Source organism: uncultured Algibacter sp. (assembly GCF_947495675.1).
Classification (GTDB): domain Bacteria; phylum Bacteroidota; class Bacteroidia; order Flavobacteriales; family Flavobacteriaceae; genus Algibacter_B.
Genome location: NZ_CANLZX010000001.1, coordinates 268075 through 282218 on the forward strand (window position 1 = coordinate 268075; position 14144 = coordinate 282218).

A 14144-nucleotide genomic window follows, 5' to 3' on the forward strand; every position below is an offset into this window, starting at 1 on the left:
ATAATTCAATTAATCATGTTGTTGAAAATTCAAAAAAATAAAAAATTAAGATGATACCCCTAAAAAAATAGGGCAAAAAATGTAATATTGATAAAAGTTAACGATATACCCCTATTTTTTATGGGGGTTAAAAGTTTTTACCATAGTTTAGCCTCGTTCTTAAGGAGGTTTAGGTCTATAAAACATTAAACTTTAAACAAACACTAATCAAAAATTATAGATCTAATTAATTAAATAACTTAAAAAGAAAACAATGATGAAAAAAATTATTACACTTTCAATGCTTTTTGTAGCAACAGCGATATTTGCTCAAGAAGAGAAATCAAAATTATCAATAAGTGGTAGTGTAGATGCTTACTACCAAACGTATTTAACTGCTCCAGATAATGATGGTGCAACTTTTGGAACTGCTTTTGCAGGACAATCTGGATTTGCATTAGGTATGGGTAACGTTATAGCTAGCTACGAAGGTGAGAAAGTAGGTGCTGTACTTGATTTAGTTACTGGACCAAGAGGTGCTGGTGCAACATTTAATAGTGATATTGTTGATGGTATTGTAAATCAAGCTTATGTTTACTGGAATGTATCTGAAGGTACTACATTAACATTTGGTAGATTTAATACTTTCTTAGGATACGAAGTTATTGCTCCTGCAGCAAACTTTAACTACAGTTGTTCTTACTTATTTTCAAGTGGTCCTTTTTCACACATGGGTTTAAAAGCTGATTTTGCTTTATCTGATGATTGGAGTTTAATGTTAGCTATTACTAACCCTTGGGATACTAATGATATATCTCAATCTGGTGAGTATGCACTTGGAGCTCAGTTAGGATTTTATGGACAATACTTAAACTTATACTATGATAGCGGTAATGCTGGTGGTTTAGGTTTTGAAATTGATTATACAGGTGGCTTTGATTTATCTGAAGATTTCTTCTTAGGTATCAATGCTGCATACAATGATAATGATGGTGAAGGTTTTTACGGAGCTGCATTATATCCACAGTTAGCAACTTCTGATAGCTTTTCAATTGGTTTAAGAGGTGAATATTTCGCTCTTCATGGTGATGGTGACGATTTACCAAGTGTATTTGCTACTACTTTAACTGGAAGCTATACAATTGATAACTTAATCATTAAGCCTGAGATTAGATTAGATGCTTTAAGTAATCAAGATGACGGTCAGTTTTACGGAAACTTTGTTGATAGTGATGGAGTTGGTACTGATAGTTTAGCTGCTTTTACTTTAGCTGCAATAGTTTCTTTCTAAGTTAAAGGAATATACAAAAAATATAAAAGAGAATAAAGGTGAGTTCTCTTATAAAGAGAACGCACCTTTACTAATTAACTAACCCCTAAAAATTATATAATATGTCTTTATTTAACATGCCCCTTATAATTCAAGATACTGCTGCCATTGAAGGCGACATGGGAATGATGTGGATGCTTATTTCAGGTATCTTAGTATTCTTTATGCAAGCAGGATTCTTCTTAGTAGAATCTGGTATGACAGATTCAAAAAATGCTGTTAACATAGCAATGAAAAACTTCCTAGATATCGCAGTAGGCTCTTTAGCTTTCTGGTTTATAGGATACTCATTAATGTATGGCGCAGATATGGGCGGAGGTTTCTTCCATTGGGGAGGTTTTACATTCTCTCAAGGTGCTGCAGATTTATTCTTCCAAACAGTATTTGCTGCAACAGCTGCTACTATAGTTTCTGGAGCTATTGCAGGAAGAACAAAATATACAACTTATGCTATTTTTAGTATTTTATTAACAGCTTTCATTTATCCAATCGCTGGTGGTTGGGAATGGAATGGTGGTTGGTTAAATAATACGGATGGTATTATGCCTGCTGAATTTATCGATTTTGCTGGATCTTCTATTGTTCACTCTGTGGGTGGATGGGCTGCACTTGTTGCTGCTTGGATGGTTGGTCCTAGAATTGGAAAATTCCTTAACGGTAAACCAATTGAAATGCATGGTCACAACCAAATGTATGCTACTTTAGGTGTATTTATCCTTTGGTTAGGTTGGTTTGGTTTTAATGGTGGTTCTCAATTAGCATGGGGTGGTGATGATGCTACTGCTGCTTCTCAAGTTGTTTTAGTAACTAACTTAGCTGCAGCTGCGGGTGCATTAAGTGCTTTATTATTTACATGGATTAAAAACGGAAAGCCAAATTTAAGTATGACATTAAACGGGGCACTTGCTGGTTTAGTAAGTATAACTGCAGGTTGTGGTAACATGACTGAAGGTGGTGCTGTTTTAGCTGGTTTAATTGGTGGTATTCTTGTAGTATTATCAATAGGATTTGTTGAGAAAACATTAAAAATTGATGATGCTGTAGGTGCAATTTCAGTACACGGTATTGTTGGTGCTTGGGGAACTTTAGTTATAGGTCTTTGGGGTGTTGATGGTGATGCTGGTATTGGTATCTTTAATGGTGGAGGTGCTGCGCAATTAGGAGCACAAGCAATTGGAGTTTTAGCTTATGCTGCTTGGGCAATCGGGTTGTCATTCATTTTCTTAGGAATTATGAAAAAGACAATTGGTTTAAGAGTTACTGAGGCTGAGGAAATAGCTGGACTTGACTGGACAGAACATGGTTCTATTGCTTACCCTGGTAAGAGACAAAGAGAAATTGAAGAGTAATCTTCATAATTAAAATAAAAATTTTATCTAAAAAGATGCCTTACTAGTAAGGTGTCTTTTTAGATGTTATTATATATGGATAAGTTTAATCATTAAAAATTAAATATTTTATTATTTTAACAAACTAAACAATTATAAGATTAATGAATTATGAAAAAAATTGAAGCAATTATTAGAAAATCAAAATATCGTGTAGTTAGGGATGCTTTACACGAAGTTGGTGTAAACTTTTTTTCTTATTGGGATGTAACCGGTCTTGGTAACGAAAAAGAAGGGCATGTTTATAGGGGTGTATCATATAGTACCAGCGATATTCAACGCAGGCACTTATCTATCGTTGTAAATGATGATTTCGAGGAAATAACAATTAAAACACTTCTTGAAGCAGCAAGTACTGGAGAAGTTGGAGATGGAAAAATATTCGTTTCTGATGTTAATGAGTGTTACAGAATACGAACAGGAGAAAAGGGTGGAGACACTTTAAAATAATAAAACTAAAAAAAACTAATAATAATGGAAGGATTATTTACAGCAAATAATGTATGGATGATGATTTGTACGGCACTTGTTTTCTTTATGCATACAGGATTTGCATTTTTAGAGATTGGATTAACTAGACAAAAAAATACTATAAACATATTATTTAAAAATATTTTTATCATTACAGTAGGGTTATTACTTTACTATTTAATTGGATTTAACTTAATGTATCCCGGATTTGAGGATGGTTCTGCTGGGTTTTTTAACTTTGCAGGGTTTGGTATAGCACCACCAGAAAATGGAATGACACCAGAATACGCTGATGGTGGTTACACATGGTGGACAGATTTCTTATTTCAAGGTATGTTTGCTGCTACAGCTGCTACGATTGTATCTGGAGCTGTTGCTGAACGTATGAAAATTGGACCTTTTATGATTTTTACAGTTATATATGTAGGTATTGTATACCCACTTGCTGGATCTTGGAAATGGGGTGGTGGATTTTTAGATATGAGAGAAACACCTTTTTATGATTTTGCAGGTTCAACATTAGTGCACTCTGTTGGCGGATGGGCTGCTTTAGTTGCTGTTTGGTTGCTAGGTTCTAGAATTGGAAAGTTTGATAAGGCAGGGAAACCACAAGCAATTCCTGGTCATAGTATACCTTTAGCTACTGCGGGAGTTTTAATCCTTTGGTTAGGATGGTTTGGTTTTAACGGAGGTTCTGTACTATCAGCAGATCCAGAATTAACATCATTAACTTTAGTTACAACTTGTTTAGCTGCAGCTGCAGGTGGTGTAGTTGCTGCATTGGTATCATTTTTAAAATATAAGAATTTAGATTTAACAATGTTCTTAAATGGTATTTTAGGAGGGTTAGTTGGAATTACAGCTGGAGCAGATCAAATGAGTCCAGAAAATGCTATTGCAATTGGTGCCATTGCAGGTGCTCTTATTGTATTTGCAGTTGCATTTGTAGATGCCATTAAATTAGATGATCCTGTTGGAGCTATTGCTGTACACTTAATTTGTGGTATTTGGGGAACTTTAGCAGTTGGTATTTTTGGTGCCTTAGCCGGTCTAGATCAATTTATAAGTCAATTGATTGGTATTTTGTCTTACGCTGCAATATGTATACCTTCAGCATTCATTATATTCTTTATAATGAAGAAAACAGTTGGAATTAGAGTTTCAGAAAAAGAAGAATTAGAAGGCTTAGATGCTCACGAACATGGTATGGATGCTTATCCAGACTTTAGATTGAATGAGCATTAACATATAATAGATTTAGTTTAGTTTGATTAAAAAGGATGTCTTGTGTTATACAAGGTGTCCTTTTTTTTTAAATTAAAAATATCTTAATTTATATTTTTTAATAAGGCGAATTCAGAAATTAAAAATATATAAAACACACAAAAAAAGCCTTCATTTTTTAATGAAGGCTTTACTTTTATAGAATAAATTAATAATTACTAAGCAGAATTTCTACTAGCATTAATATTACCAAATAAAGATCGTGTTACAATTTTTTCATAAATAACTTTATCTGGATCATCATCAGGAGCTCCTGCTTTTTCTAATTCTTGAAGTTTTTTAAGAGCAAATTGTTGTATAGTAAGTAGCGGTAATACAATAGATTCTCTAACTTCAATAGATGCTTTTCCAGAAGGTTCATTTTCCATTAATTCTTTAAACCCTGTAAGTTTTAAAAGTAATCGTTTTGTAGTTAAATATTCTTCATGTATAACATTCCAAAAACCTCCAAATTCTTCATCTTTAGACATGTATTTTGTTAAGTCAAAAAATGACTTAGTTAAAGACATCATACTATTTTCTAAAAGTGTTCTAAAGAATTTAGAATTTTTGTAAAGCTGTTCTACTTTACCAAAATCACCACTATCTTCATATTTTTTAAGTGCGGTGCCAACTCCATAAAAACCAGGAACATTTTGCTTTAATTGACTCCAAGATCCAACAAAAGGAATGGCCCTTAAATCAGAAAATACTAGCTTATTTGAGCTACCACGTTTTGAAGGTCTACTTCCTATATTTGTTTTAGCATAGAATTTTAAAGTACTCATACGCTCTAAATACGGAATAAACATTGCATGACTTTTAAAGTCTTTATAGGTTTGATAACTTGTTTCAGCTAAATCATTCATCACAGCCCTATCAATATCAGACATTTTATTTTTTTCACCATTTATTCTGTTTTTAATTCCTGAACTTATAAGTTGTTCTAGATTATATTGTGCAGAATCTAAAGTTCCAAAATTAGAACTAATGGTTTGTCCTTGAATGGTTAATTGTACTTCTTTATCTTCAATTGTTGGACCTAATGATGAGTAAAATTGATGTGTTTTTCCACCACCACGAGCAGGAGGTCCGCCACGTCCATCAAAGAATATTGCTGTAACATCATATTTTCTAGACATTTCAGTAAGTAATTCTTTAGCTTTATATATACCCCAGTTGGCCATTAAATATCCGCCATCTTTGGTACCATCAGAGAAGCCTAACATAATATGTTGTTTGCTTCCTCTAGCTCTTAAATGAGCCATGTATTCTGGATTAGTATAAAGTTGCTCCATAACTCCAGGAGCATTTTCTAAATCAGGTATTGTTTCAAAAAGCGGAGCAACATCAACAGTTAATTCTTCTTTAAAAGCTACCATTCTTAACATAGCAAATAGTTGCATAACGTTAAGTGCTGTTTGATTATTACTTATAATATATCGGTTTGCACCTCGTTCGCCATTACTTAATTGAATATCTTTAATTATAGCAATGGTTTTTAAAGTATTTCTAACCATTTCATCTTCAAAAGCATCTAAATCAGAAACATCATCATTAGCTTTTGATAGAATTTCAATCTGTTCATCTTCAGATAAATCATGATAATTATCTGGGAATGATGATTTTCCTGTTGCAATTAAACTATCAATTACCGTAGTAAATACACTATGGTGAATTCTACTATCTTGTCTTATGTCTAAAGATGCAAAGCTGTAACCAAAAATATGCACTCTATTAATTAAATTATTAAGCTCACTTACATATAAAGACTGGTGCTCGTGCACTATAACATCTCTAATACTTAATAGTTCTCTAATAAATGCTCTTGAAGACATAATTTCTTCATTGTCATCGTTTTGATTTGTACTATACTTGTAGAATAAGGTTTCTAAATGTATAATACGATCTTCTACGCCTCTAAAAGTTAATTTTTTTCTTAAGTCTTTTAAATCTTCGTAGTATTTTTTATGGATAGATTGCTTTAATTTTTTAGCAACTTTTAATGTGGTATCTGGTTTTACAAATGGATTTCCATCACGGTCACCTCCTGGCCAAAAACCAATATTTATAATTTCGTTATGTTTTTTTCCATCATCATAAATACTAGTTTGAATGTAGTTGTAAATGGAACCAAATGTTTTGTAAAACACGTTTTCTAAATACCAAATTAAACTTATAGCCTCATCATAAGGAGTGGGTTTATGGTGTTTAAAGAAAGGTGTTTTACCCAATTGACCAAATAAATTATTTATTTCAGATAAATTGTTTTCTTTTATAGCTTTAGTTAAATTGGTAATAATCCCTAAAACTGATCCTGGGTAAAATTGTGTAGGGTGCGCAGTTAAAACAATACGCACTTTAAACTCGTCTAGATATTTTTGTAATTCTTCAAGGTTACCTTCAGAGGTAGCAGTTCCTTTTAAATTTCTTAAAGTACCAACACCTTCCATATTATTTACAATTGGAAAGGCAGCATCTTCAATGGCATCAAATAAAACAACTTGACGCTCAATGTATTGAATAAATCTAAATAATAAATTTATCTGACTTTGTTTATTTCTACGGGCTTGATATTTATTAAAAAAAGTTTCTACAATAGTTGTAGGGTCATCACCTTGTTTAAATCCTTTTTTACATGTTTCATGAAATAAAGGAAGTAATACACCTGTTTTTGTAACAGCGTCAAAAGGTAATGTCATAAATATACTATTGTATATCTGATATTTTGATAAAACATTTTGGTTAAATCTTGTTAATTTAGGCTCTACGGACATATATCGTTCTATTGAAAATTAAGCATAAAAATAGTGAAGCTCTGGTTAAAGAACACATAGTTTAAAAATATTTATTGATTTTTTTACATAGTGGAATTCTGATTATGAATAATTAAATAAAAACCCAAGATAAATAGGTATTCTTATAATTAATTAGTCTTTAACTTCTAATAAAACAAAATAATATAACCAATTTATCTTAAAAAAACACTTATTTGATTGTATGATAAATATCATACTCGGTGAAAAGCTTACAAGGTACCTTTATCGTTTTATTTCATTTTAAAATAATTAAAACCACACATGAAAAAAACACATTCATTTCACATTCCAGTTATGGGAATAGGGTTTACAATTGATACACCATTAAAAGTAGCACAATACGGCATAGATTCAGTAATTTCTTTAGTAGATGATATCTTATTGGAGAAGTTAAGAAAAATGTATAGTGATAAATTTGAAATTCCTTATTCTGAAATTACAGATAAAGTTGAGGATTTTAGAGCCAAACGAATTACATCATATTTAAATTTGATGAACGATTTAGTTGACAAGAAATTTGAAGTATTAAAAAGCATTGCTATTGATAAAGGTGATGATTTTAAAGCGTATTTAAATATGCTTCCTTCAGGGTCAGAAATAAAATCAGAATTTAAAAACCTTTTAGAAAAAGGAAGTAATGTTTCTGAAATTAAGCAATGGGTTTCTCAAAACTTAAAGAAAGGTAGTATTGATGTAAATATCATGACCAAAGTTGATAAAGATAATTATACAAAAGATGAGAAATTATCAACTATGTATAATGATGCCCATGCAGCTTTAAGAGGTTTTGTTAATAGTGATTTAAAAGCTTCTGTTGTATTATCGGCAGGCATGAATCCTAGGTTATTTGCTTACATGAATCAGTTTGATAGCTTTTATCCAAAAGCGAATGGTACTTTTAATAAGAAGATTATTTTAAAGGTTAGCGATTATAGATCTGCATTAATTCAAGGAAAATTTTTAGCTAAAAAAGGATTATGGGTTTCTGAATACAGAATTGAATCTGGTCTTAATTGTGGAGGCCATGCTTTTGCTACAGACGGTTATCTTTTGGGTCCTGTTTTACAGGAGTTTAAAGAAAAACGAAACGAGTTAAGAACAACTATTGAGGAGGTTATGAAGAAAGAGTTAATTAACCAAGGACGTGTTGTTCCAGAACAAGCATTTAAAATTGAAATTACAGCTCAAGGTGGTGTTGGTACTCAAGAAGAACATGAGTTTTTAATTAATAATTATCAATTAGATTCTGTAGGCTGGGGCACACCTTTTTTACTTGTGCCAGAAGCTACAACCGTAGATGAGAAAACTTTGGGTAAACTTGTTAGAGCAAAAGAAGAAGATTTATATTTAAGTGATATTTCACCTTTGGGTGTGCCATTTAATAACCTTAAAGACAACACCAAAGATTTTGAAAAAGAGGTATTAATAAATAAAGGTAGACCGGGAAGTTCATGCCCAAAAAAGTTTGTAGCTTTAAATAAAGAATTTAAAGAAAAAGGAATTTGTACAGCATCAAGAGAATACCAATATTTAAAAATTAAAGAATTAGATCAACAAGAATTAGACTCAAAAGAATATCAGGTTAAGTTTAACAAAATTGTAGAAAAATCTTGTACCTGTGTTGGATTAGGTACCTCGGCATTGTTAGCCTATAATTTGGATACAAAAGTTGAAGGCAAAGGCGTATCCGTTTGTCCAGGACCAAACATGGCTTATTATTCTAAGGTTATGAGCTTAAAGAATATTACAGACCATATCTACGGAAGAGATAATATGATTACTAGAACAGATCGGCCTAATGTGTTTATTAAAGAACTTTCTATATATATAGATTTTTTAAAAAATAAATTAGAAGAAGCTAAAATTGTAATGAACAAAAAAGAAGAAAAATATCTTACTACCTTTACTAAAAATTTAAACGAAGGAGTATTATATTATAAAACTTTGTTTAAAGACTTAAAACACATGTTTCAAGATGTAAAAACAGATGTTTTAAACGAATTGAATGAAAGTGAAAAAGTATTAAAGTTAATCACAATTGAAATACAAAATTTAGCAATTCAAAATCAAACAAAGACTAATGTTTCTTAAAGCTTGAGGCTAATTGCAAAATTTATATTTTGTTTAAAAATATTTGAACTCAATTAAAATGGATTTAGTAAAAGAAATTAATCGTCTTAAAAAAGAAAAGAATGCTGTTATTTTAGCACATTATTATCAAGTTGGAGAAATTCAAGATATTGCAGATTATGTGGGAGATAGTTTAGGCTTGTCTCAAAAAGCAGCCGAAACAGATGCAGATATGATTGTTTTTGCAGGTGTACATTTTATGGCAGAAACTGCAAAAATTTTAAGTCCTGAAAAAACAGTAGTATTACCAGATTTAAATGCTGGTTGCTCTTTAGCAGATTCTTGCCCACCAGATGAATTTGAAAAATTTACCAAAGCACACCCTAATCATGTGGTGATAACTTATGTTAATTGTTCGGCAGAAATTAAAGCCTTGAGTGATATTGTTTGTACTTCATCAAACGCGTTAAAAATTGTAAATTCTATACCAAAAGAAACACCAATTATATTTGCACCAGATAGAAACTTAGGGCAATATATTATAAATGAAACAGGTAGAGATATGCTACTTTGGGATGGTAGTTGTATTGTGCACGAAGCCTTTTCAATGGATAAGCTTATAGAACTTCATAAAAAATATCCAGATTATAAAATAATTGCGCATCCAGAATCTGAAACACATATACTAAATACCGCAACTTATATTGGCTCTACTTCTGGCATGATTAATTATGTAAAAGCACATCAAGACCAAAAATTTATAGTAGCTACCGAGGCAGGTATTTTACATAAAATGAAACAAGAAATGCCTAATACCGAGTTGGTGCCAGCTCCAGCTAAAGAAGATAATACATGTGCTTGTAGCGAATGTCATTTCATGAAAATGAATACCATGCAAAAACTATATGATTGTATGCTAAATGAATCACCACAAATTGAAGTTGATCCGGCTATAATTGATCGCGCATTATTACCAATTGAACGTATGCTAGAATTATCTAAATAATATGACTACAGATTATTTAGTAATAGGGTCTGGTATTGCAGGTTTAACTTTTTCTGTAAAAATTGCTGAAAAGTTTCCTGATAAAACCGTTGTGGTTGTTACAAAAGCAAGCGAAGACGAATCTAATACTAAATACGCTCAAGGAGGTGTTGCTATTGTTTTAAATAAAGAAGACGATTCTTTTAAAAAACATATAAATGATACTTTAATTGCTGGCGATGGGCTTTGCGATAAAGATGTTGTTGAATTAGTAATTAAGGAAGGCCCAGACCGTTTAGAAGAGCTACTGCTTTGGGGCGCAAATTTTGATGTTAATGATACTGGGAAATTTGATTTAGGAAAGGAAGGTGGGCACTCAGAATACCGTATTGTACATCACAAAGATATAACCGGTTATGAAATAGAACGTGCCTTACTAACAAAAGCACATAAGTTATCTAATATTACCATTTTACCGCATCATTTTGCTATAGATTTAGTAACCAATCACCATATTAAAGCATTCAATTCAGAAAAAATAACCTGTTTTGGTGCTTATGTATTAAATCAAAAAAACGGTGAAATTTTCTCCATTAAAGCGAGTAATACATTATTAGCCTCTGGAGGTATTGGTTGTGTTTATGGACATACAACAAATCCTGTAATTGCAACTGGCGATGGTATAGCTATGGCATATCGTGCTAAAGCTCAAATTAAGGATATGGAGTTTGTGCAATTTCATCCTACAGCTTTGTATGAAGCAAGAGGCGAATCGTCGTTTTTAATATCAGAAGCCGTAAGAGGTTTTGGAGCTTATCTTAGAAACAAAAAGGGCTATCGATTTATGCCTGATTACGACGAGCGTGCAGAATTAGCATCTAGAGATATTGTGTCGCAAAGTATTGATAGCGAATTAAAAAAATCTGGTGAAACGCATGTATATCTAGATTGTACACATTTAGATATGGATGCCTTTATCAATCATTTTCCAAACATTTATAATAAATGTTTAGAGCATCATATTGATATAAAAACCGATTGGATTCCTGTAGTTCCTGCTTCACATTATTTATGTGGTGGTATTGAAGTGAATAAAAATGGTAAAACTACAATTGATAATTTATTTGCATGTGGAGAATGTACAAGAACAGGATTGCATGGCGCTAATAGGTTAGCATCAAACTCGTTACTAGAAGCTCTGGTGTATGCACACAACATTTATAAATATCATTTTGAAAACCCTAGTGAAGCTCATAATTTAACAATTCCTGATTGGAATGATGAAGGTACCGTAATTACTAAAGAACATATTTTAATTCAGCATAATTTAAAACAATTACAAGCCTTAATGCGCGATTATGTAGGTATCGTTAGAAGTAATAAACGATTAAAACGGGCCATAAAGCATTTAGATTTAATTTATGAAGAAGTTGAAGATTTGTATAGAGAATCTAAAATAACAACTTCGCTTTGCGAATTACGAAATATGATTAATGTAGCACATTTAATAATTAGACAATCTTTAGAAAGAACTGAAAATAAAGGAGGTTACTATAATATTGATAATCTAAATAAATAAACGAGACCCTTAAAAATAAGAATCTCGTTTATAATAATTTGGGCAAAAAAAGGTGCTATTTACCTAGCATTAATAATTCATTACATACAATTTCTGTGATATAACGTTTGTTACCATCTTTATCATCATAACTTCTTGAGGTTAATTTGCCTTCAATAGCTATCTCTTTTCCCTTTGTAACGTATTTTTCTATAATTTGAGCGGTCTTTCCCCAAGCTACAATATTGTGCCATTGTGTGTCTGTTATTTTTTCACCTTTATTATTGGTGTAACTTTCATTTGTAGCAATATTAAATTTAGCTAATGTTTTTCCTGATTCTAGATTGATGATTTCTGGATCGTTTCCTAAGTTACCAATCAACTGTACTTTGTTTCTAAGTGTGCTCATAATTTTATTTTTAATGTTAAACAGTTAATACTATCGAGTTCTTATGTTTCGACTCTGCAAAGATGTTACACTTCAAAGGTTTTAACCGGTTAGTAAACGTTTGTGTTCGTTTGTAAATAATTGTAATCGTTTAAATCGTTTTAATCCCTTATTATAATTGAATAGTGTGATTTTTATTTTTTTAGAATAAAATATGTATTTTTATAAAAATTAGTAATTATGGCTAAAGTTTGTTTAGAATGTAGTGAAAAGTTAATAGGAAGAAGTGATAAAAAATTCTGTAGCGATTATTGTAGAAATGCCTATAACAATACAATTAATAAAGATTCTAAAAACCTAATTCGGAATATTAATAATCGCTTAAGAAAGAATTGGAGAATTTTAGAGACCTTAAACCCAAAACAAAAAACGAAAACAACAAGAACAAAACTCATTCAAAATGGTTTCGATTTTAATTATTTTACAAGTATTTATAAAACAAAAGCTGGAACTATTTATTACTTTGTTTACGATCAAGGATATTTACCTTTAGATGGGGATTTTTATGCACTTGTAAAAAGGGAGTAGTTTTAATATAACTTTTTACATTTTGCTATACACATATTTAATATCAAATAAATTTTTTAAAGTTTAAACATGAGTACTATTGTTGTTGCCATTTTAGTTATCAGTTTCATAGGGCTTATCGCTTTTTTAATATATTATTTTAATCCTAAAACAATTATTTTAAGAAGGTTAAAAAAATTACCAAACCAACGTATTGGTAGTTTAAAAACTAATATCTATTCTAAAATAGAAGGAACAGCTTTAAATATAGAAGAGCCTTTAATAGCTCCTTTAAGTAAGCGTAAATGCGTCTTTTATAAAATGTATATACAAAAGAAGATGAAATCTGGTAAAAACTCTAGTTGGAAAACAATTATAGGAGAAGAAGTTATTCAAGATTTTTTTATCGAACAAACTGGAGAGCGATTAGTGGTATTACCTACTAAAGAACCTAAAAATTATTACGATTATTTGGTAACCGATAAAAAAACAAGCTCGGGTTTATTTAAAGAACTTACACCAGAATTTGAAGAGCTTTTAAAACGCTATAATATTAAAACCAATAATTTATTTGGTTTTAATAAACAACTTCGATACAGAGAAGCTATAGTAGAAGTAGGAGAGCGTATTACAGTAGCTGGGTTTGTAAATTGGGTTAAGTTAGACAATCCTGTAAAAGATTATAATTATTCAAGTATAGCCTCAATAACTGCAAAAGGAAAAGATAGAATATTAATAACAGATAGCCCAGATGCTTTAAAACCAAAATTTGGGAGGTTGTAAAATATAAAACGCTATTAATTACTAGAATTAATAGCGTTTTTAAGTATGTAATGTTTTAATTTACTTCCAGTTTTGACCCTTAAGTTGCATAGCAGCTTTAAGAACATCTTTTTGGCTTATTTGTCCCACCAATTTTCCGTTTTCAACAATTGGAAAACGTCGGCGTTTAGATTCTAAAAACTTTTTAGCGGCATCAAAAATATTCATATTTCCATCTATAGTTTCTACATTGCCTACCATATGCTTTCCAATAGTTTGGTCTTGCATGGGCATGTTATAATATCTACTTTCACTAATTTGTTTTATACAATCACCTTCAGAAATTATTCCAATTAGTTCATTCTTTTCATTTACAACTGGCCCACCAGAAATTCTATTTTTAATTAATGATTGCATCACGTTTTCAATAGGCTGGTCTGGAGTAAATGTTATCAAATTTGTTGTCATGTAATCGCTAACGGTTAACGATATCTTGTCAGCAGTTTCAGTCTGCTGTCTTCTTGCTCCTTGAAAACTCTTTATTCCCATAATAATATTTAATTT

The 14144-nt window shown here is 31.1% G+C and carries 12 protein-coding genes; 9 read left to right on the top strand and 3 right to left on the bottom strand.

What is annotated here, in order from left to right; translation table 11 throughout:
* Positions 1-256: 256 nt before the first annotated feature.
* The 4 genes from Q0842_RS01140 to amt all read left to right on the top strand — a co-directional run bounded on the left by Q0842_RS01140 (position 257) and on the right by amt (position 4413).
* A complete protein-coding gene (locus Q0842_RS01140; protein ID WP_298493545.1) occupies positions 257-1270 on the top strand; it encodes an outer membrane beta-barrel protein in 1014 nt (337 codons plus the stop codon).
* 101 nt (positions 1271-1371) lie between these two features.
* Positions 1372-2658 carry an ammonium transporter gene (locus Q0842_RS01145; RefSeq protein WP_298493229.1) on the top strand — a complete coding sequence of 429 codons (1287 nt, stop codon included), beginning with the start codon at positions 1372-1374 and terminating at the stop codon, positions 2656-2658.
* A gap of 150 nt (positions 2659-2808) precedes the next feature.
* On the top strand, positions 2809-3147 hold the full coding sequence (locus Q0842_RS01150; protein ID WP_298493232.1) for a P-II family nitrogen regulator: 339 nt from the start codon (positions 2809-2811) through the stop codon (positions 3145-3147).
* A 24-nt stretch (positions 3148-3171) separates the two neighbouring features.
* A complete protein-coding gene (gene amt / locus Q0842_RS01155) occupies positions 3172-4413 on the top strand; it encodes an ammonium transporter (protein ID WP_298493236.1) in 1242 nt (413 codons plus the stop codon).
* Between the two features lie 197 nt (positions 4414-4610).
* On the opposite strand, the gene Q0842_RS01160 is transcribed toward amt, so the two are convergent.
* Complete coding sequence (locus tag Q0842_RS01160; RefSeq protein ID WP_298493239.1) at positions 4611-7208, bottom strand: phosphoenolpyruvate carboxylase; 2598 nt, start codon at positions 7206-7208, stop codon at positions 4611-4613.
* Between the two features lie 303 nt (positions 7209-7511).
* Here Q0842_RS01160 and Q0842_RS01165 point away from each other — a divergent pair, with 303 nt between their 5' ends.
* Genes Q0842_RS01165 through nadB form a run of 3 tightly spaced genes read left to right on the top strand, consistent with a single transcriptional unit; the run spans position 7512 to position 11884 of the window.
* Positions 7512-9341, top strand: coding sequence for a hypothetical protein (locus tag Q0842_RS01165; protein WP_298493242.1), 1830 nt, complete (start codon positions 7512-7514; stop codon positions 9339-9341).
* A 58-nt stretch (positions 9342-9399) separates the two neighbouring features.
* Entirely contained in the window at positions 9400-10326 is a 927-nt protein-coding gene (gene nadA, locus Q0842_RS01170) for a quinolinate synthase NadA (protein ID WP_298493245.1), read from the top strand.
* Position 10327: 1 nt separating this feature from the next.
* On the top strand, positions 10328-11884 hold the full coding sequence (gene nadB, locus Q0842_RS01175) for an L-aspartate oxidase (protein WP_298493248.1): 1557 nt from the start codon (positions 10328-10330) through the stop codon (positions 11882-11884).
* A 55-nt stretch (positions 11885-11939) separates the two neighbouring features.
* Here the strand turns inward: nadB and ssb are convergent, their stop codons facing one another.
* A complete protein-coding gene (gene ssb / locus Q0842_RS01180; protein WP_298493251.1) occupies positions 11940-12272 on the bottom strand; it encodes a single-stranded DNA-binding protein in 333 nt (110 codons plus the stop codon).
* Between the two features lie 219 nt (positions 12273-12491).
* On the opposite strand from ssb, the gene Q0842_RS01185 reads away from it, so the two are divergent.
* On the top strand, positions 12492-12839 hold the full coding sequence (locus Q0842_RS01185) for a hypothetical protein (RefSeq protein WP_298493253.1): 348 nt from the start codon (positions 12492-12494) through the stop codon (positions 12837-12839).
* Positions 12840-12908: 69 nt separating this feature from the next.
* Positions 12909-13601 (top strand): hypothetical protein, encoded by a 693-nt coding sequence (locus tag Q0842_RS01190; RefSeq protein WP_298493256.1) that lies wholly within the window; start codon positions 12909-12911, stop codon positions 13599-13601.
* Between the two features lie 60 nt (positions 13602-13661).
* Here Q0842_RS01190 and Q0842_RS01195 read toward each other — a convergent pair whose 3' ends face one another.
* Positions 13662-14129 carry a CBS domain-containing protein gene (locus Q0842_RS01195; protein ID WP_298493258.1) on the bottom strand — a complete coding sequence of 156 codons (468 nt, stop codon included), beginning with the start codon at positions 14127-14129 and terminating at the stop codon, positions 13662-13664.
* Positions 14130-14144: the final 15 nt, after the last annotated feature.